Origin of the sequence: Streptomyces azureus (assembly GCF_001270025.1) — a bacterium.
GTDB classification, from domain to species: domain Bacteria; phylum Actinomycetota; class Actinomycetes; order Streptomycetales; family Streptomycetaceae; genus Streptomyces; species Streptomyces azureus.
Map to the genome: position 1 here is coordinate 62,436 of NZ_DF968368.1, position 25,161 is coordinate 87,596.

Sequence of the window (25,161 nt, forward strand, 5' to 3'; positions counted from 1 at the left end):
ATGAACGGCTCCTCCTACTCCGCTCCTCCGGCTCCGCTCCTGTTGCTCCGCTCCACTTACTCCACGCCGATGAGCAGCACGGCCCCCTGCCGTCCACCCCGGTACACGACCGTGTCGACGGCGAGGTACCCCTCGCGGACCCGGCCCTCCAAGTGCTCGGCGATGGTGCCGGGAGCCTCGTCGCCGAGCACCAGGGTGACCATCTCGCCCCCGGCCGCGAGCATGCGGTCCAGGACGGTCTCGGCGGTGGCCGTGACGTCCGAGCCGATCACGGCCACGTCGCCGTCGATCAGGCCGAGTACGTCACCGGCCTGGCAGATGCCGGCCATCGTCCAGGCCTGGCGTTCGGCGACGGTGACCTCGGCGTAGCGGGTCGCGCCGGCCGCCGAGGTCATCGACACCACGTCCTCGTCGAAGCGGCGCTCCGGCTCGTGCACGGCCAGCGCCGCGATGCCCTGGACCGCCGAGCGGGTCGGGATGAGGGCCACGCGGATGCCCTCGGTACGAGCCTGCTCGGCCGCCGCCGCGGCGGTGTGGCGCAGCTCGGCGTCGTTGGGCAGCAGCACGACCTCGCGCGCGTGGGCCCGCCGCACGGCCAGCACGAGCTCGCCGCTCGCGGGCGGCTCCCCGGGGCGTGCGAGCACGGCGGTCGCGCCGGCCTCGGTGTACAGCCCGGCCAGGCCCTCGCCGGGCACCACGGCCACGACGGCACGCTGGGCGCGCTCGCGGGGAGGCCGCTCGGCGCCGGTGGTGTGCACGTCCCCGGCACCGAAGTGCGTGATCCGGATCCGGTAGGGCCGCCCGGCCTCGATACCGGCCTCGACGGCGGCGCCCGCGTCGTCGACATGAACGTGGACGTTCCACAGCCCGTCGCCGCCGACCACGACGAGCGAGTCCCCGAGCGCGTCGAGCCGCTCCCGCAACCGCGCCACGGCCGTGTCCTCGGCCTCCAGGAGGTAGATCACCTCGAAGGCGGGGCCGTCCTCGGCGGCCACGGCGGCACTGTCGGCACACTCCCCGCGCGGGGCTCCGACGACCGGGGCGAGCCCTTCGGCGGCTTCCACGCGTGCGTGCGGGCCGGCCGAGTCCGCGCACAAGCACTGCGAGTCCTCGGCCGGCCCTGCGAGCACACCCGATGCCGAACCGTCCGCTTGACCGGGCACCACGCGTGCGTGCGGCCCCCCAGGGTCCCCAGCCGCCAGGACTCCGGGCACCCCGGCCTCGGACACCACCGCGCTCGGCGGCGCCGCGCCCACCCGCAGCGCACCCGCCGTCACCGTCGCGGCCGCCCCCTGCGGCCGCTCCCCCGTGAACGTCTCCACCAGCGCCCCGAGCACCGCCACCAGCCCCCGCCCACCGGCGTCGACCACCCCGGCGCGTTCCAGGACGGGCAGCTGGCCCGGCGTCGCGGCCAGGGCCGCGCGCGCTCCCTCATAGGCCGCCCGGGCCACCGTCCCGCAGTCGCCCTCGGCGCCGCCGGCCGCGTCGGCGGCATCGGCAGCGGCCGAGGCGACCGTGAGGACCGTGCCCTCGACGGGGTGGGCCACGGCCTGCCGGGCGGAGTCGGCCGCGTGCCGCAGGGCCCGCCGCAGCCCCTGGCCATCGGCGTGCGCGCTCTCGCCGCCGGCCTGCGTGGTCCCGCCCTCGGCCAGCACCTGGGACATGCCGCGCAGCAGCTGGGCGAGGATCGTCCCGGAGTTCCCACGGGCCCCGATGAGCGCCCCGTGCGCCATCGCCCGGGCGGCGTCGGCCAGTGTCGGCCCCTCGGGGCCCGACCGTGCCGCATGCCCCGCGAACACGGCCTCGACCGCCGCCACGGCGGACTCCACGGTCAGATACAGATTCGTGCCGGTGTCCCCGTCCGCCACGGGGTAGACGTTGATCGCGTCGATCTCCTCACGCGCCCGCCCCAGCGTCTCGAGTGCGAGACCGCACCAGGTGCGCACCGCGAGAGCATCGAAGAATGTCTGCGGCACCTGCGCCACTGCGCCTCCCTGAGCTGCTGGACGTGGCACGCAGCGTAGACCGCGGGGCGGTGTCCACCGGAAGTGGGCCGGGACAGGTCCCGGGCCGGCCATGGTAGTTTCATTGCACGGGCGCAGTCGTTGTATGCTGCTCCGGTTGCCCGATCCAAATCGGGCCATTCCCCTGGCAGCGCCACTCAGATCCTCTGATCCGGATCCCGGCATGCCGGGATCAACCGTAAGTGCATCTGAAGTCTTTGGAGTGACCCGTGGCTGCCAACTGCGACGTCTGCGGCAAGGGGCCGGGCTTCGGCAACAACATCTCGCACTCGCACCGCCGTACGTCCCGCCGCTGGAACCCGAACATCCAGCGTGTGCGTACCGTGGTGGGCGGGACGCCGAAGCGCGTGAACGCTTGCACCTCGTGCATCAAGGCCGGCAAGGTCTCGCGCTGACGCTCAGCTAGCGCGCGGCCACTGCTGGTTCGCTCAGAGAGCCGGTCCACCTCAGGTGGACCGGCTCTCTGTCGTGTCCGGACACTGTCATGGTGCTCAGGAACCGGCCCGGAACCGCCAGCCGTGATCCACCGGCCCGATCCCCCCGCCGAGCGCGAACCCGGCCGCGATCGCCCCGGTGACGTACTCCTTGGCCGCCGCCACCGCCTCCGGCACCGAGTGCCCCTTGGCGAGCTGTGACGCGATCGCGGAGGCGAGGGTGCAGCCCGTGCCGTGGGTGTGCCGGTTGTCGTGGCGAGGCGCCCGCAGCCAGTGCTCCTCGGAGCCGTCGGTGAGCAGGTCCACGGCGTCCCCGGACAGGTGCCCGCCCTTGATCAGCACCCACCGCGGCCCGTACCCGAGCACGGCCGCCGCGGCCCGCCGCAGCTGCTCCTCCGACTCGACGCGCACGCCCGTCAGCTGGGCCACCTCGTCGAGGTTCGGGGTGGCGACCGTCGCCACCGGCAGCAGCTTCGTACGGACGGAGTCCAGGGCCGAGGCGGCGAGCAGGGAGTCGCCGTGCTTGGAGACGCCCACCGGGTCGACGACCGCCGGGGCGTCCGTGCCCGCGAGCAACTCGGCCACCGTCTCCACGAGTTCGGCGGAGGCCAGCATCCCGGTCTTGACCGCCTGGACGCCGATGTCGTCGACGACACTGCGGTACTGGGCCCGCACCGCCTCCACCGGCAGCTCCCAAGCCCCCTGCACGCCGAGGGAGTTCTGCGCGGTCACCGCCGTGAGGACGCTCATGCCGTGCACGCCGAGTGCGAGCATCGTCTTCAGATCGGCCTGGACGCCGGCGCCGCCGCCCGAGTCCGAGCCCGCCACCGTGAGGACGTTGGGGATCATGACTCCATGTCCCCGAAGTGGTCCCAGCCGCCCTTGCTGGTCCACGGCGCCCCGTCGACCGTCACCTGGGGCAGCGCCGACGGGTTGAGGACCTCGCCGATGACCTTCCAGCGGGCGGGCAGCTTCACGTCCGGCGGGAAGGTCGCCACGATCGCGTGGTCCTCCCCCCCGGTCAGCACCCACTGCATGGGGTCGACGCCGACGGCCTGCCCGATGTCGTTCATCTGGGACGGGATGTCGATCGCCCCGGAGCGGATGTCGATCCGCACCTTGCTGGCCTCGGCGATATGCCCCAGGTCGGCGATCAGCCCGTCGCTCACGTCGCACATGGCGGTCGCCCCGAGCCCGGCGGCGGCCGGACCCGCGTGGTACGGCGGCTCGGGCCGCCGGTGGGCCTCCACGAAGGCGCGCGGCGAGCGGAACCCCCGGGAGAGCACCGCGTACCCGGCCGCCGACCAGCCCAGCCAGCCCGTCACCGCGACGAGGTCGCCGGGCTGCGCGCCCGCCCGCGTCACCGGCTCCTGGTTGCGCAGGTCGCCGAGCGCCGTGATCGACACCACGATCGAGTCGCCGCGTACGACGTCACCGCCGACCACGGCGGCGCCCGCCACCTGGCACTCGTCGCGCAGGCCGTCCATCAGCTCGCTCGGCCAGGTCACCGGCAGCTCGGCCGGAACGACCAGGCCGAGCAGCAGCGCGGTCGGTACGGCGCCCATCGCGGCGATGTCGGCGAGGTTCTGCGCCGCCGCCTTGCGGCCCACGTCGTAGGCCGTCGACCAGTCCCGGCGGAAGTGCCGGCCCTCCACCAGGATGTCCGTACTGGCCACGACCCTGCGGTCGGGCGCGGCCACCACGGCGGCGTCGTCGCCGGGGCCGACCCGGACCGCCGGGGTGGTGGTCAGACGGGAGGTGAGCTCCCTGATGAGCCCGAACTCACCGAGCTCACCAACAGTGCCCTTCATTGCCCTTTCTCCCCTTCTGTCCCTGTCTGTGCCCGGTCGCGAGGCCTCTCGGTCCTCGTTACGGTCGAAGTGACCGTCAAGTTCTGCCGGACCTGCACCCCGGCGCGCAAGACCCGGTCCCCGCAGGTCTCCCCGCGGCGAGCGGCGACGCGATACCGTGGCGTTCCTTTTCCCCACATGATCCTCGTGGCCGCCCTGGAGGTTCCGTGGTACAGGCGTACATCCTGATCCAGACGGAGGTCGGCAAGGCGTCGACCGTCGCCGAGACGATCAGCAAGATTCCTGGAGTCATCCAGGCCGAGGACGTCACAGGCCCCTACGACGTGATCGTGCGGGCCCAGGCCGACACCGTCGACGACCTCGGACGCATGGTGGTCGCCAAAGTCCAGCAAGTGGACGGCATCACCCGCACCCTGACCTGCCCGGTCGTCCATCTGTAGCCCCCGTCTACCCTGTGCCGGTGAACTCTTTCCGTCACCGGCACCGCTCCGTGTTCCGCGTTTCCCTCCGCCTGCCCGCTCTCGCGCTGTTGATCACTGCCGCGGGCTGCTCCTCAGCAGACGACAGCGCGTCGGCGGCGGTTCCCAGTCCGGACGCGAAGGTCACGGAACTGTGCCGGAACCTGGACAAGGTACTGCCCGCGAAGGTGGACGGAGAGCGTCGCGAGGATCCCGAGCCCGCGTCGGCTCTGACGGCGGGCTGGGGCAGCCCGGCGATCATACTTCGCTGCGGTGTGCCTCAGCCGCCGAAGATGGTCGACCCGAAGGTGGCCGACGGGCACGATCCGGATGCGGTCGCCGGGGGTGCGAACGGGGTCGACTGGCTGATGGAGAAGCAGGACGACGGGGCGTACCGGTTCACCACCGCCAACCGGGAGGCGTATGTCGAGGTCGGGGTGCCGGAGGGTGTGGACAGCTCCGGTGTCCTGATCGATCTGGCCTCGGCCGTGAAGAAGGCGATCCCCAAGGGGATCGCCTCCTGAGGGCCGTGCGTCGAATGCCGTCCTGAGACTGTTCCCAGTACCCCAGCAGGCGCTAGCGAAGGCCCGTTGAACGGCGAAGCGCCGCCTGCACCAGCCGGTCCACCAGCTCCGGGTAGCTCACCCCGCTCGCCTGCCACATCTGCGGATACATCGAGATGGGCGTGAAGCCGGGCATCGTGTTGATCTCGTTGATCACGAACTCGCCGTCCTCGGTGAGGAAGAAGTCCGCGCGGACCAGGCCCTCGCAGGAGGCCGCCTCGAAGGCGTCGACCGCCAGGCGCTGGACCTCCGCCGTCTCCTGAGGCGTCAGGGGCGCCGGCACGATCCCCGGCGTGGAGTCGATGTACTTCGCCTCGAAGTCGTAGTACGCGTGCGCCTGAGGTGAGGGGATCTCGGCGGGGGCGGAGGCCCTGGGGCCGTCCTCGAACTCCAGGACGCCGCACTCGATCTCGCGGCCGCGCAGCGCGGCCTCCACGAGGATCTTCGGGTCGTGCCGCTGGGCCTCGGCGATCGCCTCGTCGAGGCCGGAGAGGTCGTCGACCTTGGTGATGCCGATCGACGAACCGGCGCGCGCGGGCTTCACGAACAACGGCCAGCCGTGCTCGCCGGCGAAGTCGACGATCTTCTTGCGGGCGGCCGACTCGTCCTGCTGCCACTCACGGGGCCGGATCACCAGGTACGGGCCCACCTTCAGCCCGAACGAGGTGAACACCCGCTTCATGTACTCCTTGTCCTGGCCCACGGCCGAGGCGAGCACGCCCGAGCCCACGTACGGGACGCCGGAGAGCTCCAGGAGGCCCTGGAGGGTGCCGTCCTCGCCGTAGGGGCCGTGCAGCACCGGGAAGACCACGTCGACCTCGCCGAGCGCCTTGGGGACCGATCCCGGCTCGCTGTAGACGACTTCCCGGTTGGCCGGGTCGACCGGGAGGATCACTCCGCCCTCGCCGGACTCGGCGAGCCGGTCGACGCTCGGCTGGCGCCGGTCGATGATCGCCATCCGCTCCGGTTCGTCCGCCGTGAGCGCCCAGCGGCCGTCCTGGGTGATGCCGATCGGCAGGACGTCGTACTTCGTCCGGTCGATGGCCTTGAGGACGGCGCCGGCGGTGACCACGGAGATCCCGTGTTCGGAGCTGCGCCCGCCGAACACGACGGCCACACGCGGCTTACGAGACGGCTGCTCGGGGCTCTGGGGGAGGTTCTCGGTGCTCATATCGCGTTGAGAGTACCCGTTGGTAGGGCCGGGATACAGCGCCCCCGAACCCGCGTCGCTCAGCGTCGTTCCGGCTTCGCGCTGCGCGACATCAGCTCCTTGAGGGCCACCACCGGAGGCTTGCCCTCGTGCACGATGCCGACGACCGTCTCCGTGATGGGCATGTCGACGCCGTACCGGCGGGCCAGATCCAGCACCGATTCGCAGGACTTGACGCCCTCGGCGGTCTGCTTGGTGACCGCGATGGTTTCCTGGAGGGTCATGCCCTTGCCGAGGTTGGTGCCGAAGGTGTGGTTGCGGGACAGCGGAGAGGAGCAGGTGGCCACCAGGTCGCCCAGGCCCGCGAGTCCGGAGAAGGTCAGCGGGTCGGCGCCGAGGGCGATTCCGAGCCGGGTGGTCTCGGCGAGACCGCGGGTGATGAGCGAGCCCTTGGCGTTGTCACCGAGGCCCATGCCGTCCGCGATGCCGACGGCCAGGCCGATGACGTTCTTGACCGCGCCCCCGAGTTCACAGCCGACGACGTCGGTGTTGGTGTACGGGCGGAAGTACGGCGTGTGGCAGGCGACCTGGAGCCGCTGGGCGACGGCCTCGTCGGTGCATGCGACCACTGCGGCGGCCGGCATCCGCGCGGCGATCTCGCGGGCCAGGTTGGGTCCGGTGACCACGGCGATGCGGTCCGGGCCGACCTTGGCGACGTCGTCGATGACCTCGCTCATGCGCATCGCGGAGCCGAGTTCGACGCCCTTCATCAGCGACACGAGGACCGTGCCGGGGGCGAGCAACGGGGCCCAGTCGGCGAGGTTGCCGCGCAGGGTCTGCGAGGGGACCGAGAGGACCGTGAAGTCGGCGTCCGCGGCGGCTTGTGCGGGATCCGTGGTGGCCCGCACGTTCTCCGGGAGTTCGACGCCCGGGAAGTAGTCGGGATTGGTTCGGGTGGAGTTGATCGCCTCCACGACCTCCGGGCGGCGCCCCCACAGGGTGACCTCGCACCCGGCGTCGGCGAGCACCATGCCGAAGGCCGTGCCCCACGAACCGGCGCTCAGGACCGCCGCCTTGACCGGCTTGTTCACTTGCCCAGCCCCTCTTCCTGTGCCGACTGTGCCGACTGCACCTGCGATGCCGCCTGCTGCGCGCCCCGCTGTGTCTGCGTCTGGGTGCGGCGCCGCTGTTCGGTCCGCTCCCGGCGCGGGTCGTAGGGCGCCGCGGGCGCCTTCTCACCGCGGATCTCCTCCAGCTGGCGGGTGATGGCGGCCATGATGACCTCGGTGGCCTCCTTCAGGAGCTCCGTGGTCATCTCCCGGTCGTAGAACCGCGTCAGGTCCACCGGCGGTCCGGCGAGCACGTGGTGGGTCTTGCGCGGCAGAAGGTGCGGCTTCTTCGCGTACGGCGGCAGCAGTTCGTTGCAGCCCCACTGTGCGACGGGGATCACCGGGCACTTGGTCTGGAGGGCGACGCGGGCGGCCCCGGTCTTGCCGGTCATGGGCCAGCCCGCCGGGTCGCGGGTGAGGGTGCCCTCGGGATAGAAGGCGACGCATTCCCCGCGGTCCACGGCGTCGATCGCGGCCCGGAAGGCGCTCAGCGCGTCCGTGCTCTCGCGGTAGACCGGAATCTGCCCGGTGCCGCGCATCGCGGCCCCGACGAATCCCTTCTTGAAAAGCCCGCTCTTCGCGAGGAATCGCGGGACGCGCCCGGTGTTGTACTGAAAGTGCGCGTAAGCGAAGGGGTCGATGTGCGAATTGTGGTTCACCGCGGTGATAAATCCACCCTCGGCCGGAATGTGCTCCATTCCGCGCCAGTCCCGCCTGAGCAGAACCACCAGCGGCGGTTTGCAGATCACCGCAGCGAAGCGGTACCAGAAGCCGATACTGCGGCGGGGCACGCGGACACCTTCCTCTAGGGCCTGATGCGGGGGCCACGGGGGGCCGCACAAGTGTCGCCCCAGGCCGCCGGTCTGTCGAGAACACCGTACGCCCCGACACGCCGGGTGCTGTCGGCCCCGGGTGACAATGACCGCGACAAGAGAGGGACGGAACACCTGTGCAGTGGACCTTGGTCGTACCCCTGAAGCCCCTGGCCCAGGCCAAGAGCAGGCTTGCGGACACCGCGGACGACGGGCTGCGGCCGGACCTGGCGCTCGCCTTCGCCCAGGACACGGTGGCGGCCGCGCTTGCCTGCCCGGCGGTACGGGATGTGTCAGTCGTCACGGACGACGTCCGGGCCGGCCGCGAGCTGGCCGCACTGGGCGCCGCGATCATCCCCGACGAGCCGCGAAGCGGCCTCAACGCCGCCCTCGCGCACGCGGCGGCAGCCGTACGGTCCGCACGTCCCGAAAGTCCGGTGGCCGCGCTCAACGCCGACCTGCCGGCGCTGCGCCCGCCGGAATTGGCCCGGGTGCTCGACGGCGCCGCTGAATTCCCGCGCGCTTTTCTCCCGGATGCGGCCGCAATCGGTACGACTCTGCTGGCCGCCGCCCCGGGCCGGCAATTGTTCCCGGCTTTCGGTATCGATTCCCGGGCCCGGCACCGCGCGTCCGGGGCTGTGGAACTGTCGCTCGCCGCCGTGGATTCGGTACGCCAGGACGTGGACACCGGCGACGACCTGCGCACCGCGCTGGCCCTGGGGGTCGGCCCTCATACGGCCGCGGCCGCCGCGCGGTTGCTGATACCCGGGCAGTAGGCTGCGGCCATGCAGGCGACCGCGTACACGTACGACCCCGAAAGCCGCAGCGGGCAGGTGCTCCTGGACGACGGCACCCCGGTGCCCTTCGACGCGGCGGCGTTCGACGCGGGCGGCTTGAGGCTGCTGCGCCCGGGACAGCGGGTGCGGATCGAGGTGGAAGGCGCGAAGGAGGACCTCCGGATCACTCTGGTGACCCTCCAGACCCTCTGACCACTCCCTGAACACACCGCGGGCCGGACTCCGTACGGAGTCCGGCCCGGCGCGTGAGTGCCCCAGCGCCCCTACTTCTTGCGGGCGGTGGTCTTCTTCGCGGTGGTCTTGCGCGCCGTCGACTTCTTGGCGGGCGCCTTCTTGGCGGTCGCCTTCTTCGCCGGTGCCTTCTTGGCGGTGGTCTTCTTCGCGGCGGTGGTCTTGGCCGTCGTGGTCTTCTTGGCCGGAGCCTTCTTGGCCGTGGTCTTCTTCGCGGCGGCCGTCTTGGTGGTGGCCTTCTTCGCCGGAGCCTTCTTGGCCGTGGTCTTCTTCGCGGCGGCCGTCTTGGCGGTCGCCTTCTTCGCGGCGGCCTTCTTGACCGTCGCGCCGGCGCCGCCGGTCAGGCTGCCCTTCGGAGCCTTCTTGACGGAGACCTCGCCGCCACGCGGCAGCTTCTTCGAGCCGCTGACCAGGTCCTTGAAGCCCTGGCCCGCGCGGAAGCGCGGAACGGAGGTCTTCTTGACCCGAACCCGCTCGCCCGTCTGGGGGTTACGGGCGTAGCGGGCCGGACGGTCGACCTTCTCGAAGGAACCGAAGCCGGTGACGGAAACCCTCTCACCTGCGACGACCGCGCGGACGATGGCGTCCAGTACATGGTCGACAGCATCGGCGGCCTGCTGTCGGCCGCCCATCTTGTCGGCAATCGCTTCTACGAGCTGCGCCTTGTTCACGTCTTCCCCTTCGGAGACATCGCCAGAACGAAAGTGTTCAAGCTTTTTCGCACGTTAGGCAGATATATACCGCAAATCAAACACGAAACGGGCTTATCACCCTTGTGCCGCAACGAACTCGGCGGTGTCATCCGGTTCAGCGTTCCTCGTCGGGGAGACGTCCCTCGTCGAGGTCCGCGGTGAACCGATCCAGCCGCCTTGCCGCGTCGGCGAGATCGTGCTTGGCCGCGGCCGTAATGACCAGCAGCTTCCGGGTCAGCGCCATCCGTACGCCCTCCGGGACTTGCAGTGCGCGCACCCTTGCGTGCGCTTCCTTGAGTTGGCCCGCGACTGCCGTATAGAGCTCGAGTTGGCCGTCGTGTTCCATGCACAGATTGTGCCATCTGGGGCGAGTTGTCGCCTGCGCAGGGGACAACTGCCGCCTCAAACGGTCTTCCGGGCGCACACGAAAGTCACGGCTGTACTTCTCGCGTACCCCAACAACCACCGGTTTAACGTGGGAAGTTGGCTGCCGAGCTCAGGGCGGGCAGGGCCGTTCGGGTGCAGAAAAGGCTGTACCCCCGATCGGGCCGATCGGGGGTACAGAGGGGTGTTGTGGTGGCCGAAAGTCGCCTTGTTCAGGGGCGGCGGATCGTGCTCCGGATCAGACCGGCAGCGTCCGCGGCTTGAACGACGGGCGCTTAGCCTCGTACGCGGCGATGTCCGCCTCGTTCTGGAGGGTGATCGAGATGTCGTCGAGGCCGTTCAGCAGCCGCCAGCGGGCGTTCTCGTCCAGCTCGAAGGAGGCGGTGATGCCCTCGGCGCGGACCTCGCGGGCGACCAGGTCGACGGTGATCTCGGCCTGCGGGTCCTTCTCGGTGAGCTCCCAGAGCGCGTCCACGATCTTCTGCTCCAGAACGACCGTGAGCAGGCCGTTCTTGAGCGAGTTGCCGCGGAAGATGTCGGCGAAACGGGAGGAGATCACGGCCTTGAAGCCGAAGTTCTGCAGTGCCCAGACGGCGTGCTCGCGGGAGGAGCCGGTGCCGAAGTCGGGGCCGGCGACCAGGACGGTCGCGCCCTGCCGCTCGGGCTGGTTGAGCACGAACGACGCGTCCTTGCGCCAGGCCTCGAACAGCCCGTCCTCGAACCCGTCCCGCGTGACCTTCTTGAGCCAGTGGGCGGGGATGATCTGGTCGGTGTCGACGTTGCTGCGGCGCAGCGGGACGGCCCGGCCGGTGTGGGTGGTGAAGGCTTCCATGATTCTCAGACTCCAGCGGGCGTACGGGTGTCGGCGGCGGACAGGTCGGCCGGGGAGGCCAGGTGGCCCAGGACGGCCGTAGCGGCCGCGACCTGCGGCGACACCAGGTGCGTACGACCGCCCTTGCCCTGCCGGCCCTCGAAGTTGCGGTTGGAGGTGGACGCGGAGCGCTCCCCCGGGGCCAGCTGGTCGGGGTTCATGCCCAGACACATCGAGCAACCCGCGTGCCGCCACTCGGCGCCGGCGTCCTTGAAGACGACGTCCAGACCCTCGGAGACGGCCTGGAGGCCCACGCGCGCGGAGCCCGGCACGACCAGCATCCGTACGCCGTCGGCGACTTTGCGGCCCTTGATCAGCTCGGCGGCGGCGCGCAGGTCCTCGATGCGGCCGTTGGTGCAGGAGCCTACGAAGACGGTGTCCACCTTGATGGAGCGCAGCGGCTGGCCGGCCTCCAACCCCATGTATTCCAGGGCCTTTTCGGCGGCGTAGCGCTCCGATGCGTCTTCGTACGAAGCAGGGTCGGGGACGGACGCCGAAAGCGGTGCGCCCTGGCCGGGGTTGGTGCCCCAGGTGACGAACGGCGACAGTTCGGCGGCGTCGATGACGACCTCGGCGTCGAACTCGGCGTCCTCGTCCGTCCTGAGCGTCTTCCAGTACTCGACGGCCGCGTCCCAGTCCGCGCCCTCGGGGGCGTGCGGGCGGCCCTTGAGGTACGCGAAGGTGGTCTCGTCGGGGGCGATCATGCCCGCGCGGGCGCCGGCCTCGATCGACATGTTGCAGATGGTCATCCGCGCTTCCATCGAGAGCTTCTCGATGGCCTCGCCGCGGTACTCCAGGACGTAGCCCTGGCCGCCGCCGGTGCCGATCCGGGCGATGATCGCCAGGATCAGGTCCTTGGCGGTGACGCCGTCGGGCAGTTCGCCGTCGATCGTGATCGCCATGGTCTTCGGGCGGGACATCGGCAGCGTCTGGGTGGCCAGCACGTGCTCCACCTGGGAGGTGCCGATGCCGAACGCCAGCGCGCCGAAAGCGCCGTGCGTGGAGGTGTGGGAGTCGCCGCAGACCACCGTCATGCCGGGCTGGGTCAGGCCCAGCTGCGGGCCGACGACGTGCACGACGCCCTGCTCGACGTCGCCCAGCGGGTGCAGCCGCACGCCGAAGTCGGCGGCGTTCTTGCGCAGCGTCTCCAGCTGGATCCGGGAGACCGGGTCCGCGATCGGCTTGTCGATGTCGAGGGTGGGGGTGTTGTGGTCCTCGGTCGCGATGGTGAGGTCCAGGCGCCGCACCTTGCGGCCGCTCTTGCGGAGGCCGTCGAAGGCCTGCGGGCTGGTCACCTCGTGCAGCAGGTGCAGATCGATGAAGAGAAGGTCGGGCTCGCCCTCCGCGCGCCGGACGACATGGTCGTCCCAGACTTTCTCCGCGAGTGTCCTACCCATCGCTGTTCCCTCCGGTCGACGACGATCCGCCGACCCAACTAGAGATCTTGAAGAGGCGGGCCCGCGCCCCTGCGTTTCCGGGCAACCGCCGCCAGGCCCGTACGTCACGGGCCGCTGTGACTTCGTGTCTTCCAGAGTGGCGGGTTCCACGAGAATTTGAACTTGCGTTTCACAGAGTGAGACGCGAGTATCGTTTCATGGACAACAGTAGCGGCGTCGGCGTTCTGGACAAGGCGGCCCTCGTCCTGAGCGCTCTGGAGTCCGGTCCGGCCACCCTCGCGGGCCTGGTCGGCGCCACCGGACTGGCACGACCCACGGCCCACCGCCTGGCCGTGGCGCTGGAACACCACCGCATGGTGGCGCGCGACATGCAGGGCCGTTTCATCCTCGGCCCTCGCCTGGCAGAACTGGCCGCGGCCGCGGGTGAGGACCGTCTCCTCGCCACCGCGGGCCCGGTGCTCACCCACCTCCGTGACGTCACGGGCGAGAGCGCGCAGCTCTACCGTCGCCAGGGCGACATGCGCATCTGCGTCGCCGCGGCGGAGCGTCTGTCCGGGCTGCGGGACACCGTCCCGGTCGGCTCGACGCTCACGATGAAGGCCGGCTCCTCGGCGCAGATCCTGCTGGCATGGGAGGAGCCGGAGCGGCTGCACCGCGGCCTCCAGGGCGCGCGCTTCACGGCGACGGCCCTGTCGGGCGTACGGCGCCGGGGCTGGGCCCAGTCGATCGGCGAGCGCGAGCCGGGGGTCGCGTCCGTCTCCGCCCCGGTGCGAGGCCCTTCCAACCGCGTGGTGGCCGCGGTGTCGGTGTCCGGGCCGATCGAGCGGCTGACGCGGCACCCGGGCCGGATGCACGCGCAGGCCGTGATCGATGCGGCCGGGCGCCTCTCCGAGGCGTTGCGGCGCACCGGCTGAACCGACGGGACGTTCTCGGGGAGGGTCGGCCTCAACGCCGCGGCAGGCTTTCCCCGACCGAGCGCCGTGACAGGGACGGTTTCGTCGTCCCGTGCGGGCCGTCGGTGGTTGTTCGCGCGGTCCCCCGCCCTCCTGAGGGACGTACGAAAAGGCCCCCCACCGAAGTGGAGGGCCTTTCCTGTACGTACCCCCGACCGGATTCGAACCGGCGCTACCGCCTTGAGAGGGCGGCGTGCTAGGCCGCTACACAACGGGGGCCTGGACTCTGCGTTTCCGCAGGTCCGAGCTGGTCTACCTGGACTCGAACCAAGACTAACTGAACCAGAATCAGTCGTGCTGCCAATTACACCATAGACCAATGTGGTTTAGACCAGTCAGTACCCCCGACCGGATTCGAACCGGCGCTACCGCCTTGAGAGGGCGGCGTGCTAGGCCGCTACACAACGGGGGCCCTAGCAGTCCCGAGAGGATCGTCGATCTTTCGGAACCGTACCCCCGACCGGATTCGAACCGGCGCTACTGCCTTGAGAGGGCAGCGTGCTAGGCCGCTACACAACGGGGGCTTGCGGATCGGAATCCGCTGATGCAGATAAGCTCTGCGAGCTGGCCTACCTGGACTCGAACCAAGACTAACTGAACCAGAATCAGTCGTGCTGCCAATTACACCATAGGCCACTGGAACGCAAGCCCCGGAGGGGGATCTTGTTCTAGCAGTGCGCCTGGGGTTCCTGCCTTCCGGCCCGCTCCCCGCGGCGCAGGAAGAACATTACCCGAAGGTGGACGGGGCTCCAAAACGAGTATCCGCGCCGAGCAGCGACGGCAGTTCGGCGAGGGAGGCGATGCGGTGCGGCCCGACGGGCGGCTCGATCGTGGCGTACGCACCCCCGCGGTCGATCCACACCGACAGCAGCCCGGCGTCGGCGGCACCCCGTCCGTCGATCTCCGGGTGGTCGCCGACGTAGGCGACCTGGTGCGGTGGCAGGCCGAGGGCGGCGCAGGCCGCCAGGAACGCCCCGGCCTCGGGTTTCGAGACGCCGAGCTCGGCCGCGCACAGGATGCTCTCGAAGCGGTCGTGGACGCCGAGGACGCGCAGTTTTCGGTCCTGGACGTGGAGGCTGGAGTTGGAGAGCACGGCGTGCCTGTGGCTGGCGGCGAGGGCGTCGAGGACGGGCAGGACGTCCGGGAAGAGGGCCCAGGCCGTCTCGTAGTGGGCGATGTACCGCTGGAACCACGCGTCGGCCTCGGCATCGGTGAGGTCCTGGCCGAGGAAGACGCGTACGCGGTCGCGCCGCTGGTCCTCGAAGGTGGCCTCCCCGGCCGCGAAGCGCGCCCATTGCGCGTCGGTGATCTCCCGCCAGCGGGTGATGGCCTGCTCGACGGTGTCGTAGTCGTCGAGCAGGCCCTCGGCCGTCAGGTGAGCGCGCATGCCCAGGCGGTCGGCGGTGGTGTAGTCGAAGAGGGTGTCGTCGACGTCCCAGACCACGGCGTGGATCCTCATGGTCGGACCGTACCCGCTGCCGGGTGCTCTCAGCCCGGGGTCATCGTGCCGGAGAGCGTGAGATCCGGGCCCCGGCCGTCGCGGGGGTGGGCGGTGAGCCGCCAGGTGAAGGGGCCGGACCCGGCTCCGGCGCCGGTGTCGGTGGTGCCGTCCCAGGCGGGGCGTACGGCGGCCCCGGTGGAGGCGCCGGTCAGGGTGCGGACGACCGTGCCTGAGGCCTTGGTCAGGGTCAGGGTCCAGGTGGACGGCTTGTTCAGCTGCCACACCGGTGACCAGGGCGTCGACCTGCCGATTACGGACGGCGAGTAGACCTGGGCCTCCATCTGCGCGAGCGGTGAGGTGGGGACGCCGCTGGCGACGATCGAGACCTCGCCGTACGTGCCGTTGAGGTAGGCGATGTGGCCGCCGAAGCGGTCGGCGGCCCAGCGGCCGTTGCTGCCGCCGGTGTTCTGGTCCGTGGCCGGCAGTTTCACCAGGGTGCGGGTGGTCGCCGTGCCGGTGTGGAAGTCGGTGAGCAGCAGTTCGTGGGTGGTGCGGTTCTCGCGGAGCAGGAAGCCGTCGGCGAGGCGGGCCGGGCCGTGGTCGGCCGGGACCGTGATCTTTCGGTTGGTGGCGCGGTCGTAGACGCCCGCGGTGCGGCCGCAGCTCCAGTACAGCCAGGTGTTGACGGCCTGGATGTCGGTGGGGGTGCAGGGGGCGCCGGTGGCGAGGGTGGTGGTCGTCCCGGTCTTGAGGTTGCGGCCGGTGACCGAGCCCTGGGTGCCGCCCGGGGTCCACAGGGTCTGGCCCCAGACGGCGGCGGCGGTGCGGTCGCGGGTGAGGATGGTTTCGCCGCCGGTCGCGGCGCGCGGGAAGTCCACGAGCCGCTGCTTGCCGGAGGCGCCGTTGTGGACCACGTAGCGGCCGGTGCCGCCGGCGAGGCGGCCGCCGGATTCGCCGTCCGTGGGCTCGCTGAGAATGGTGCTGGTGTCGAGGCCGACGTTGAGGACGGACTCCTGGCCCGCGGAGTTGGTCCACAGGTAGCCGACCCGGCCGTCGCCGAGGGCCTCCAGCTGGGGGCAGGCGGCGTCGCCGGTGAGGCAGATGGAGGCGGAGAGCGCCGGGCTGCGGGGAGTCTGCGCACCGGCGGGCCGGCCGTCAGCGTCCAGCTGGAAGCCGCTGTAGCGGAGCGAGCCGCCCGGCGTCGCGCCGTAGAGGAACAACTCGCCGCCGGCGACGGCCAGTCCCTGCACTCCGGTCGCGGCGGCGGGGACCCGGGCCACCTTGGTGGTGGTGAGTCCGCCGCTGTCGGTGAGGGTGAGCCGGTGGATGTTCCAGTCGAGGCTGGAGGGGCCAGCGGTGGCCAGCGCTCCGCCGTCCAGGGTCGGGCCGATCCCGCCGAACGACGAGGTGAGCACGGTGCTCGAAGCGCCGGAGACCAGGGAGCGGGCGGTGAGCGCGGCCTCGGTGCCGCCCAGGACGAAGGCCGGGTTGCCGAGCAGGAGTTGGTCGCCCACGACGGCTTCGGGCTGGGCGTCGGTCCTGGTGACGGCGGTGGGCTCGGTGCCGGGTTCGGCGTCCACCCGGATCGCCTTCCAGTCGGCGACGAGCCAGCGGTCGTTGAAGGCGAGCTGCGGGGTCGCCTCGTCGCTGGTGACGTACGTGCGGAAGGCGCCGTCGGCGAGGTCGACCAGACCCACCGACGTCTTGCCGTCCAGCACGTAGACGATCGCGAGACGGCTGACCGAGCCGCCGGTGCGGTACAGGACGGGCCGGGCGCCCGCGGGGAAGCCGGTGACCGGGGTGTCCACGGTGAGGGTGCCCTCGACGGTGCGCAGCACATGCAGGGCGCCGGTGCCGTCCATGGTCAGCACGCTCCAGCCCGCGGCGGCCCGGTAGGCGTGGCCGGAGGGGATCGTGACGGTGGACGTGACGCCCGTGGAGCGGTGCCGCTGGGTGACGGTCTGGCCGTCGCGGGTGTTCACGACGTCGGTGCCGCTGGCCAGGTCGTCGGGGCCGGCATGGGCGGGTGGGACCGCGTCGGGGTAGTCCACCGTGGTGACCGAGGTGGTCCCCGGCCGGTACTGGAAGCCGGACGCACCAGCCCACGGGTAGTCGACGGTCACGCGCTTCTCGGTGACGAGCCGCACCGTGCCGACCGGCTCGTCGGCCTCGGGTGCCGCCTGTGCGGGTGCGGTCAGTACGGCGCAGGACAGGGCCACCACCCCGCCGACGACCGCGTGGACAAGTCTTCGCGAACGGCTCATGTATCCCCCGGTTCCAGGACGCACACGGACACCGTGTGCACAGGAGGCATCCAACGTCTCTCCAGCGGACAGGAGCTGCCCGGAAGGGTGAACTCCGGGTGATGGCTGGGCAGACACGGCGAGGGCGGCGCCCTAAGCGGACGCCGCCCTCGCCGTGTCTGCGGTGTGCCGTGCGCGCGTTACGCGGCCAGCTTCGCCAGCGCCGCGTCGATACGGGCCAGCGTCTTCTCCTTGCCCAGGATCTCCAGCGACTCGAAGAGCGGCAGGCCGACCGTGCGGCCGGTGACGGCGACGCGGACGGGGGCCTGGGCCTTGCCGAGCTTGAGGCCGTGGGCCTCGCCGGCGGCCAGGACGGCCTCCTTCAGCGACTCGGCGGAGGTCCAGTCGGCCGCCTCCAGCTTCTCGCGGGCGGTGCGCAGCAGGGCGTCCGAGCCCTCCTTCATGGCCTTCGCCCAGCTGGCCTCGTCCTCCACCGGCTCCGGCAGGAACAGGAAGTCGACGTTGTCGGTGATCTCGGAGAGCACCTTGAGGCGGGTCTGCGCGTGCGGGGCGACGGCCTGCCACTTGGCCTCGTCGAAGGCCTCCGGGGCCCAGGGGGCGAACGGCGCCTGGAGCCACGGGCGGCAGCGCTCCGTGAAGTCCTTCACGTCCAGCATGCGGATGTGGTCGCCGTTGATGGCCTCGCACTTCTTCAGGTCGAAGCGGGCCGGGTTGGGGTTGACGTCCGCGATGTCGAAGGCCGCGATCATCTCGTCCATCGTGAAGACGTCCTGGTCGGCCGAGAGGGACCAGCCGAGCAGCGAGAGGTAGTTGAGCAGCCCCTCGGGGAGGAAGCCGCGCTCGCGGTAGAGGTTGAGGGACGACTGCGGATCGCGCTTGGAGAGCTTCTTGTTGCCCTCGCCCATGACGTACGGCAGGTGGCCGAAGGAGGGGATCTGCTGGGCGATGCCCAGCTCGATCAGCGCCTTGTACAGGGCGATCTGGCGCGGGGTGGAGGAGAGCAGGTCCTCGCCGCGCAGGACGTGGGTGATCTCCATCAGGGCGTCGTCGACCGGGTTGACCAGCGTGTAGAGCGGGGCGCCGTTGGCGCGGACGATGCCGTAGTCCGGGACGTTCTCCGGGGTGAAGGTCAGCTCGCCGCGGACCAGGTCGGTGAAGGTGATCGTCTCGTCGGGCATGCGGAAGCGGACGATCGGCTCCCGGCCCTGGGCCTTGTACTCGGCGACCTGGGCGTCGGTCAGCTCGCGGCAGTGGCCGTCGTAGCCGGAGGGCCTGCCGGCGGCGCGGGCGGCCTCGCGGCGGGTGTCCAGCTCCTCCTGGGAGCAGTAGCAGCGGTAGGCGTGGCCGGCGTCCAGGAGCTTGGCCGCGACGTCCTTGTACAGGTCCATGCGCTGCGACTGGCGGTACGGCGCGTGCGGGCCGCCGACCTCGGGGCCCTCGTCCCAGTCGAAGCCCAGCCAGCGCATCGAGTCGAGCAGCTGGGTGTACGACTCCTCGGAGTCGCGGGCCGCGTCGGTGTCCTCGATGCGGAAGACCAGGGTGCCCTGGTGGTGCTTGGCGAACGCCCAGTTGAACAGGGCGGTGCGCACCAGGCCCACGTGGGGGTTACCGGTGGGCGAGGGGCAGAAACGGACGCGTACGGAGGAGCCGGGTGCGCTAGCCACGCTTGACAACCTTGTTGGTGAGAGTGCCGATGCCTTCGATGGTGACGGCGACCTCGTCGCCGACGTTCAGGGGGCCGACCCCAGCCGGGGTACCCGTGAGGATCACGTCGCCGGGGAGCAGCGTCATGGCCTCGGAGATGTTGACGATCAGGTCCTCGATGGAGTGGATCATCTCGCTGGTGCGGCCGAGCTGGCGCTGCTGGCCGTTGACCGTGAGCTGGATGGTCAGGTCGCTCGGGTCCAGCTCCGTCTCCACCCAGGGGCCGAGCGGGCAGGAGGTGTCGAAGCCCTTGGCCCGCGCCCACTGCTTCTCGCGCTTCTGCACGTCGCGGGCGGTGATGTCGTTGGCGCAGGTGTAACCGAAGATCACGTCCTTGACGCGCTCACGCGGGACCTCGCGGCACATCCGGCCGATGACCACCGCCAGCTCGGCCTCGTGGTGCACCTCCTCGGAGAAGGAGGGGTACTGGATCTCGTCGCCGGGGCCGATCACCGAGGTGGACGGCTTGAAGAAGGCGAAGGGTGCCTGCGGGACCTCGTTGCCCAGTTCCTTCGCGTGCTCGGCGTAGTTGCGGCCGAAGGCCACGACCTTGTTGGGCAGCACCGGCGGCAGCAGCCTGACCTTGCCTACCGGCACCTTCGTGCCGGAGAGCTCGAAGTCCGCGAACGGGATGCCCTTGATGATGTCCAGGACGAGTTCGTCCTGCTTCTCGCCCTCGATGGCACCGAAGGCGACGTTCCCGTCGATGGAGAATCTGGCGATGCGCACGGGATGCTTGGCCCCTTGACTGAAGCGGCTGGAGTCTGACGCTCCAGGCTAACGCGGGGAAGGGTCCGCGCCGCGCGCATCACGAAGGGGCGTCCCTTCGCCGGGACGCCCCTTCGATGCTGATGTCCCGCCACCGTGAGCATCCGGCGGCCGGTGCACGTACTCCCTGGTGTCACTCCGCGGCAGCGGCGGCCGCGACGGGGACCTCGGTGAGGATGGTGCGCTTGGGGTTGGCAGTCTGGGAGGGGAGTTCGACGCGGTGCTCCGGCTGTTCCGGCGTCTGCAGTTCGTCGGCGTCGTCCAGGTGCGCCAGCGTCGTGCGTCGCGGGTTGGCGATCTTGTGGAACATCGTCGTCGTCTTCACTGTTTACTTGACCCTGTTCTGTGACGGGCGCCGGAGGGCGCGTACGACCCTCGCACGGCGCGGGTTGTCGAATGTGCCATCTCTGTAAAGCGTCAGGCTAAACATGAGATTCCCGGCGCAATCGCGGGGATCTCAAGATCGGCATGTGAGTTTTCTCACGAATCAGGGGGCAAATCGGTCAATCCGGGCTTGCGCTCCACCCCACCGAAACGGACATTGACTCCCTGAAGCGCTCATTCCGCTGCTGATCATGGCGACTGGGACACCTGTGGCGCCTCGGCGACTCGCGGGCATACGCCCGAAATGGGCGAACTCACTTTCTACGTCCGGTGATTCGGCACTCACGTGGTGTCACCTATGTCACGGCCTGGCATACGAGCCTTGTTGGAGATCCTGTGCTGTGCTGGAATGCCACGGACCGCCGCAGGATCGAGCCGGCGCACAGGGGGCGCACAGACGCGCCGAGTGGCGGCGAGGAGGGGGAGCCAGCGCCGGTCACTCACGACCACCACGGGGGCGTACTCAGGGCGTCCCCAGAACGCCGACACCGTGCCCCGCCGCTCATGCGACGGGGTGCCTGGTCCAGAGGTTGCGACGCTAGTGCAGGGACGTTTCAAGAGGGATGGCAGCGCTTCGGCGGAGCCGGAGCCGCACGGCGGGACCAACCGAGGTCCCTCGGCCCAGCACGCCCAGAACCAGGGCCCGGCGGGTGACGGCGGGGAACGCCCCGGGCGCCCCGGCGCGTCGGCCCCCACGGGGTCCGCGAGCCCGGCCCCGGCCCTGAAGCCGCCGACGGGCCCCACCGGCCCCGGGCCGCGAATAGCCCTGCGCAACTGGCGCATCTCCACCCGCCTGGTGTCGCTGCTGGCGCTCCCGGTGGTCGCGGCCACCTCGTTGGGCGCGCTGCGCATCAACGACTCCATGGACAGCATCCAGCAGCTCGACAACATGAAGCTGCTGACGGACATGACCAAGCAGGCCACCGAGCTGTCCGCCGCGCTCCAGGAGGAGCGCGACCAGTCAGCCGGCCCGCTGGCGCACGGCGGCAAGTCGACCGACTTCACGGTCAAGGGCCTGCGCGAGAAGACCGACCGCGCGAGGAAGAACTTCCTCGACAGTTCCGAGCAGATCGACAGCGCCAGCAAGGACGGCAACCTCAAGGGCGTCCGCGAGTACCTCATCCAGCTCGCCGGCGAGCTCGGCGACCTGGAGCAGATCCGCAAGGGCGCCTACGAGTCCGAGGACAACTCCACGCAGACGATCGAGGCGTACCACCGTCTGATCGAGAACCTGATCGACCTCTCCCAGGACATGGCGGAGGCGACCAGCAACCCGGACATGATCCAGCGCACGCGTGCGCTCGCGGCGTTCTCCTCCGCCAAGGAGTACTCCTCGATCCAGCGCGCGGCCCTCGCGGCGGCGCTGCCCGCGAGCAACACCACGACCGGCAAGCTCTCGCCGAACGACCGGCTCTACGCCGAGTCGGCCCTGGAGAGCCAGAAGTCCGAGATCCGCAGCTTCAAGAGCATCTACGGCGAGGACGCCGCCGCCGAGCTGCTCAAGCCGATCGAGGACGGCGGTAACTCCACGATCAAGGCCACCGACACCTACGCGGGTCGTGCCCTGGTCTCCGCGAGCGGACTCGCGCAGCAGGACAAGCGGTCCTACCGCGACTGGCTGGACGACAGCTCCACCAAGATCCAGCAGATGAAGAACATCGAGCACACGCTGCTCGAGGAGATGGAACAGAAGGCCCGCGAGCTGCGCAGCGCCACCGAGCGCGACGCGATCATCTCCGGTGCCCTGATCCTCATCGTGCTCGGTGTGTCGCTGGTCGGCGCCTTCGTCGTGGCCCGCTCCATGATCCGCTCGCTGCGCCGCCTGGAGGAGACCGCGACCAAGGTCGCCTCCGACCGGCTGCCCGAGCTGGTCAAGCAGCTGTCCGAGTCCGACCCGCAGGACGTCGACACGTCCGTGGAGTCGGTCGGTGTGCACTCCCGGGACGAGATCGGCCGGGTGGCCGCGGCCTTCGACGACGTGCACCGCGAGGCGGTCCGCCTCGCCGCCGAGCAGGCCCTGCTGCGGGGCAACGTCAACGCGATGTTCACCAACCTCTCGCGCCGCTCCCAGGGTCTGATCCAGCGCCAGCTGTCGCTGATCTCCGAACTGGAGTCCCGCGAGGCCGACCCGGACCAGCTGTCCTCGCTGTTCAAGCTCGACCACCTCGCCACGCGTATGCGCCGTAACGGTGAGAACCTGCTGGTTCTCGCGGGTGAGGAGCCCGGCCGCCGGTGGACCCGCCCGGTCCCGCTGGTCGACGTGCTGCGTGCCGCCGCGTCCGAGGTGGAGCAGTACGAGCGCATCGAGCTGGCCTCCGTGCCGACCACCGAGGTCGCCGGCCGCGTGGTCAACGACCTCGTGCACCTGCTCGCCGAGCTGCTGGAGAACGCGACCTCGTTCTCCTCGCCGCAGACCAAGGTCAAGGTCACCGGTCACGCGCTGCCCGACGGCCGGGTGCTGATCGAGATCCACGACACCGGTATCGGTCTGTCGCCGGAGGACCTGGCGGCGATCAACGAGCGGCTCGCCTCTCCCCCGACGGTGGACGTCTCCGTCTCCCGCCGCATGGGTCTGTTCGTGGTCGGCCGGCTGTCGCAGCGGCACGGCATCCGCATCCAGCTGCGCCCGTCCGACTCCGGTGGTACGACCGCGCTGGTCATGCTGCCTGTCGACGTCGCCCAGGGCGGCAGGAAGCCCCAGCCCAAGCAGGGTGGTCAGCCGCCGGTCGGCGGTGGCGGTCCGGCCGCCGCGCAGGCCGCCGCCGGTGCGGCCGCGGCCCGGCGTGCCGCCGGTGCCGGCCAGGGCGGTGGCGCCCTCGGAGCCGGCGCGTCCGGTGGTGGCTTCGGTGGCGGTGCTTCGTCCGGCGGTGGCCGGCTCGCTGCCGGCCAGGGCCCGCGCGCCGCGCTGCCCGGGCAGGACGCGGACGGCGGCCGTCCGGGCGGAGGGCGCGGACCGCAGGGTCCCGACAAGTCCCCGTCGTTGTTCGAGCAGAGCGCTCCGCCCGCGCCGCCGCAGGGCCGTCCGGCTCCCGGCGGTGCCGAGTACGGTCAGGCGCCGGGTGCTCCGCAGGGTTTGCAGGCCGCGGGTACGAACGGGCCGCAGGGCCGGGGCCGGCAGCGCCCGGGCAACGCCGAGCAGGGTCAGGGCCAGGGCCGTCGGCCGCAGCTGCCGCCGCGCGGTGGTCCGCGGGCCGAGCTGCCCGGCGGTGACCCGCAGCCCCGCGTGCCGAGCTGGAGCGACGAGAACACCCAGCCGCCGGTGCCGCGTGCCTCGCTGGACACCCCGCGGGGACACGAGGAGCCGGACGTCTCCCGTACCTCTCAGATGCCGCGGATCGACGACCGCCAGGGCCCGGGCTCGACGGCGGAGATCCCGGCCGTCCCACGCGATGACGACCGGCAGGGCCCCGGCTCTCCGGCCGACTACGGCACGGGCGGCCCCCAGCACTCGGACCCGTTCGGCCTTCCCGGCACGGACGGCTCGCAGGGTTCGGGCCAGTTCGTCCGCCCGGACGTCTTCGGCGCCCCGGCAGGCCACCGCGACCCTTCGTCCACGACGGGCCAGTACCCGGCTCCGCAGTCCTACGACAACGGCGCGACCGGCCAATACCCGGCACCCCGGCAGGACAACGGCTCGACCGGCCAGTACCCCGCGCCTCGCCAGGACAACGGCTCCACGGGCCAGTACCCCGCTCCGCAGTCCTACGACAACGGCTCCACCAGCCAGTACCCGGCACCCCGGCAGGACAACGGCTCGACCGGCCAGTACCCCGCGCCGCGGCAGGACAACGGCTCCGGCCGGCCCACCCTCCCCGGTCCGGCCACCCCGGCCGACCCGGCGGGCACGGGCCAGTTCGAGCGGCCGCAGGTCAACGGCGCCCGGGGCGGGGCCGACTTCGGCGCCCCGCGTCCGCCCGCCCCGCAGGCACGGCCCGTACGGCAGGAGCCCGAGGCCCTGCCGCCGGCGTCCGGTCCGGGCGACGGGCGTACGCCGCTGTACGACACGCTCGAGACCAACTGGTTCCACGGCCAGCAGGAGCAGCAGGAGCAGCAGCAGAGCAACGGCTCGGCTCCGGCCCCGCAGCAGCCGCTGGGAGCCGGCGGTCCGCAGCGGTCCGCCCCCGCCGGCTGGCGCAGCTCGCCGAACGACGACCTCGTCCGCCAGGCCGAGCGCGTCCGCCAGCCCGCCGCCGGCGGTGTCACCACCTCCGGCCTGCCGCGCCGGGTGCCCCGGGCGAACCTCGTTCCGGGCACGGCGCAGCAGCAGCCACAGCAGAGCGGTCCGCAGATCTCGCGTGCCCCCGATGACGTACGCGGTCGGCTGACCAATCTCCGCCGCGGTATTGCACAGGGTCGTCAGGCCGGGTCCACCCAGACCGGCAGCTTCCCTCGGCCCTCTCACCAGCAGGAGCGTTAGTTGAGTCCGATGAGCCAGGCGGCACAGAACCTGAACTGGTTGATCACCAACTTCGTGGACAACACCCCCGGGGTGTCCCACACCGTCGTCGTGTCCGCCGACGGTCTCCTCCTGGCGCTGTCGGAGGGCTTCCCGCGCGACCGCGCGGACCAGCTCGCGGCTGTCGCCTCCGGCCTGACGTCCCTGACGGCAGGTGCCTCCCGGATCTTCGAGGGGGGCGATGTCGCGCAGACGGTCGTGGAGATGGAGCGGGGATTCATGTTCCTCATGTCCATCTCGGACGGCTCGTCGCTGGCGGTCCTCGCCCACCCCGACTGCGACATCGGCCTCGTCGGCTACGAGATGGCGCTCCTGGTCGACCGCGCGGGCGCGGTCCTCACCCCCGACCTGCGAGCTGAGCTCCAAGGCAGTCTGCTGCATTGATCGGCCCCGGCACCACCCGTCTCACCACACCACCGTCCGGCCGCCACACACCCCACACCGGCCTCGTCAGACGG

23 protein-coding genes and 5 tRNA genes are annotated in these 25,161 nt (G+C 71.0%); 8 read left to right on the forward strand and 20 right to left on the reverse strand.

Annotated elements, in window-relative coordinates; genetic code table 11:
- Positions 1-56: 56 nt before the first annotated feature.
- Positions 57-1,985: a DAK2 domain-containing protein gene (locus tag AOQ53_RS29735; RefSeq protein WP_059421938.1), complete on the reverse strand. Its 1,929-nt coding sequence runs from the start codon at positions 1,983-1,985 to the stop codon at positions 57-59.
- 248 nt (positions 1,986-2,233) lie between these two features.
- On the opposite strand from AOQ53_RS29735, the gene rpmB reads away from it, so the two are divergent.
- Complete coding sequence (gene rpmB / locus AOQ53_RS29740; RefSeq protein ID WP_003993230.1) at positions 2,234-2,419, forward strand: 50S ribosomal protein L28; 186 nt, start codon at positions 2,234-2,236, stop codon at positions 2,417-2,419.
- A gap of 96 nt (positions 2,420-2,515) precedes the next feature.
- Here the strand turns inward: rpmB and thiD are convergent, their stop codons facing one another.
- Positions 2,516-3,307, reverse strand: a complete 792-nt coding sequence (thiD, locus tag AOQ53_RS29745) for a bifunctional hydroxymethylpyrimidine kinase/phosphomethylpyrimidine kinase (RefSeq protein WP_059421940.1) — start codon at positions 3,305-3,307, stop codon at positions 2,516-2,518.
- The gene (locus AOQ53_RS29750) at positions 3,304-4,269 is read right to left on the reverse strand and encodes a thiamine-phosphate kinase (protein ID WP_059421942.1); all 966 of its coding nucleotides are present in this window, start codon (positions 4,267-4,269) and stop codon (positions 3,304-3,306) included. Before AOQ53_RS29750 ends, thiD begins: the two co-directional genes overlap by 4 nt.
- 206 nt (positions 4,270-4,475) lie before the next feature.
- Here AOQ53_RS29750 and AOQ53_RS29755 point away from each other — a divergent pair, with 206 nt between their 5' ends.
- Both AOQ53_RS29755 and AOQ53_RS29760 read left to right on the forward strand, forming a co-directional pair.
- Complete coding sequence (locus tag AOQ53_RS29755; RefSeq protein ID WP_003997603.1) at positions 4,476-4,709, forward strand: Lrp/AsnC family transcriptional regulator; 234 nt, start codon at positions 4,476-4,478, stop codon at positions 4,707-4,709.
- Between the two features lie 20 nt (positions 4,710-4,729).
- A complete protein-coding gene (locus AOQ53_RS29760; protein ID WP_059421943.1) occupies positions 4,730-5,251 on the forward strand; it encodes a DUF3515 domain-containing protein in 522 nt (173 codons plus the stop codon).
- 52 nt (positions 5,252-5,303) lie between these two features.
- Here AOQ53_RS29760 and AOQ53_RS29765 read toward each other — a convergent pair whose 3' ends face one another.
- Genes AOQ53_RS29765 through AOQ53_RS29775 form a run of 3 tightly spaced genes read right to left on the reverse strand, consistent with a single transcriptional unit; the run spans position 5,304 to position 8,340 of the window.
- Positions 5,304-6,461 (reverse strand): D-alanine--D-alanine ligase family protein, encoded by a 1,158-nt coding sequence (locus tag AOQ53_RS29765; protein ID WP_059421944.1) that lies wholly within the window; start codon positions 6,459-6,461, stop codon positions 5,304-5,306.
- A gap of 59 nt (positions 6,462-6,520) precedes the next feature.
- A complete protein-coding gene (locus tag AOQ53_RS29770; protein WP_059421946.1) occupies positions 6,521-7,531 on the reverse strand; it encodes an NAD(P)H-dependent glycerol-3-phosphate dehydrogenase in 1,011 nt (336 codons plus the stop codon).
- Entirely contained in the window at positions 7,528-8,340 is an 813-nt protein-coding gene (locus AOQ53_RS29775; RefSeq protein WP_059421947.1) for a lysophospholipid acyltransferase family protein, read from the reverse strand. Before AOQ53_RS29775 ends, AOQ53_RS29770 begins: the two co-directional genes overlap by 4 nt.
- A gap of 158 nt (positions 8,341-8,498) precedes the next feature.
- On the opposite strand from AOQ53_RS29775, the gene cofC reads away from it, so the two are divergent.
- Positions 8,499-9,137 (forward strand): 2-phospho-L-lactate guanylyltransferase, encoded by a 639-nt coding sequence (gene cofC, locus AOQ53_RS29780; RefSeq protein WP_059421948.1) that lies wholly within the window; start codon positions 8,499-8,501, stop codon positions 9,135-9,137.
- Positions 9,138-9,146: 9 nt separating this feature from the next.
- Positions 9,147-9,350: a hypothetical protein gene (locus AOQ53_RS29785; protein WP_010044574.1), complete on the forward strand. Its 204-nt coding sequence runs from the start codon at positions 9,147-9,149 to the stop codon at positions 9,348-9,350.
- 71 nt (positions 9,351-9,421) lie between these two features.
- On the opposite strand, the gene AOQ53_RS29790 is transcribed toward AOQ53_RS29785, so the two are convergent.
- The 4 genes from AOQ53_RS29790 to leuC form a co-directional block, all read right to left on the reverse strand.
- Positions 9,422-10,060 (reverse strand): HU family DNA-binding protein, encoded by a 639-nt coding sequence (locus tag AOQ53_RS29790; protein WP_059421949.1) that lies wholly within the window; start codon positions 10,058-10,060, stop codon positions 9,422-9,424.
- A gap of 136 nt (positions 10,061-10,196) precedes the next feature.
- On the reverse strand, positions 10,197-10,427 hold the full coding sequence (locus tag AOQ53_RS29795) for an SCO5555 family protein (protein ID WP_020270054.1): 231 nt from the start codon (positions 10,425-10,427) through the stop codon (positions 10,197-10,199).
- Positions 10,428-10,703: 276 nt separating this feature from the next.
- Positions 10,704-11,297: a 3-isopropylmalate dehydratase small subunit gene (gene leuD, locus AOQ53_RS29800; RefSeq protein ID WP_059421950.1), complete on the reverse strand. Its 594-nt coding sequence runs from the start codon at positions 11,295-11,297 to the stop codon at positions 10,704-10,706.
- Positions 11,298-11,302: 5 nt separating this feature from the next.
- Entirely contained in the window at positions 11,303-12,733 is a 1,431-nt protein-coding gene (gene leuC, locus AOQ53_RS29805) for a 3-isopropylmalate dehydratase large subunit (RefSeq protein WP_059421951.1), read from the reverse strand.
- A gap of 197 nt (positions 12,734-12,930) precedes the next feature.
- Between leuC and ndgR the strand changes: the two genes are divergently transcribed.
- Complete coding sequence (gene ndgR / locus AOQ53_RS29810) at positions 12,931-13,647, forward strand: IclR family transcriptional regulator NdgR (RefSeq protein WP_010044585.1); 717 nt, start codon at positions 12,931-12,933, stop codon at positions 13,645-13,647.
- 185 nt (positions 13,648-13,832) lie between these two features.
- Here the strand turns inward: ndgR and AOQ53_RS29815 are convergent.
- From AOQ53_RS29815 to AOQ53_RS43105, 10 genes are all read right to left on the reverse strand, one after another.
- A tRNA-Glu gene (locus AOQ53_RS29815) sits at positions 13,833-13,905 on the reverse strand.
- 28 nt (positions 13,906-13,933) lie between these two features.
- Positions 13,934-14,005: transfer RNA gene (locus AOQ53_RS29820), tRNA-Gln, on the reverse strand.
- A gap of 20 nt (positions 14,006-14,025) precedes the next feature.
- Positions 14,026-14,098 (reverse strand) — tRNA-Glu (locus AOQ53_RS29825).
- 39 nt (positions 14,099-14,137) lie between these two features.
- Positions 14,138-14,210: transfer RNA gene (locus tag AOQ53_RS29830), tRNA-Glu, on the reverse strand.
- Between the two features lie 40 nt (positions 14,211-14,250).
- A tRNA-Gln gene (locus AOQ53_RS29835) sits at positions 14,251-14,322 on the reverse strand.
- A gap of 91 nt (positions 14,323-14,413) precedes the next feature.
- Positions 14,414-15,145, reverse strand: a complete 732-nt coding sequence (locus AOQ53_RS29840) for an HAD family hydrolase (protein WP_059421953.1) — start codon at positions 15,143-15,145, stop codon at positions 14,414-14,416.
- A 29-nt stretch (positions 15,146-15,174) separates the two neighbouring features.
- Complete coding sequence (locus AOQ53_RS29845) at positions 15,175-17,391, reverse strand: hypothetical protein (protein WP_059421954.1); 2,217 nt, start codon at positions 17,389-17,391, stop codon at positions 15,175-15,177.
- Positions 17,392-17,570: 179 nt separating this feature from the next.
- Positions 17,571-19,055, reverse strand: a complete 1,485-nt coding sequence (gltX, locus tag AOQ53_RS29850) for a glutamate--tRNA ligase (RefSeq protein ID WP_078945570.1) — start codon at positions 19,053-19,055, stop codon at positions 17,571-17,573.
- Complete coding sequence (locus AOQ53_RS29855) at positions 19,048-19,824, reverse strand: fumarylacetoacetate hydrolase family protein (RefSeq protein ID WP_059421957.1); 777 nt, start codon at positions 19,822-19,824, stop codon at positions 19,048-19,050. The genes gltX and AOQ53_RS29855 overlap by 8 nt, the downstream gene beginning before the upstream one ends.
- 172 nt (positions 19,825-19,996) lie before the next feature.
- Positions 19,997-20,188 carry a hypothetical protein gene (locus AOQ53_RS43105; protein ID WP_167745778.1) on the reverse strand — a complete coding sequence of 64 codons (192 nt, stop codon included), beginning with the start codon at positions 20,186-20,188 and terminating at the stop codon, positions 19,997-19,999.
- A 600-nt stretch (positions 20,189-20,788) separates the two neighbouring features.
- On the opposite strand from AOQ53_RS43105, the gene AOQ53_RS29860 reads away from it, so the two are divergent.
- Both AOQ53_RS29860 and AOQ53_RS29865 read left to right on the forward strand, forming a co-directional pair.
- A complete protein-coding gene (locus AOQ53_RS29860) occupies positions 20,789-24,664 on the forward strand; it encodes a nitrate- and nitrite sensing domain-containing protein (protein ID WP_059421958.1) in 3,876 nt (1,291 codons plus the stop codon).
- A 9-nt stretch (positions 24,665-24,673) separates the two neighbouring features.
- On the forward strand, positions 24,674-25,087 hold the full coding sequence (locus tag AOQ53_RS29865) for a roadblock/LC7 domain-containing protein (RefSeq protein WP_029181510.1): 414 nt from the start codon (positions 24,674-24,676) through the stop codon (positions 25,085-25,087).
- The last annotated feature ends 74 nt before the right edge of the window (positions 25,088-25,161 follow it).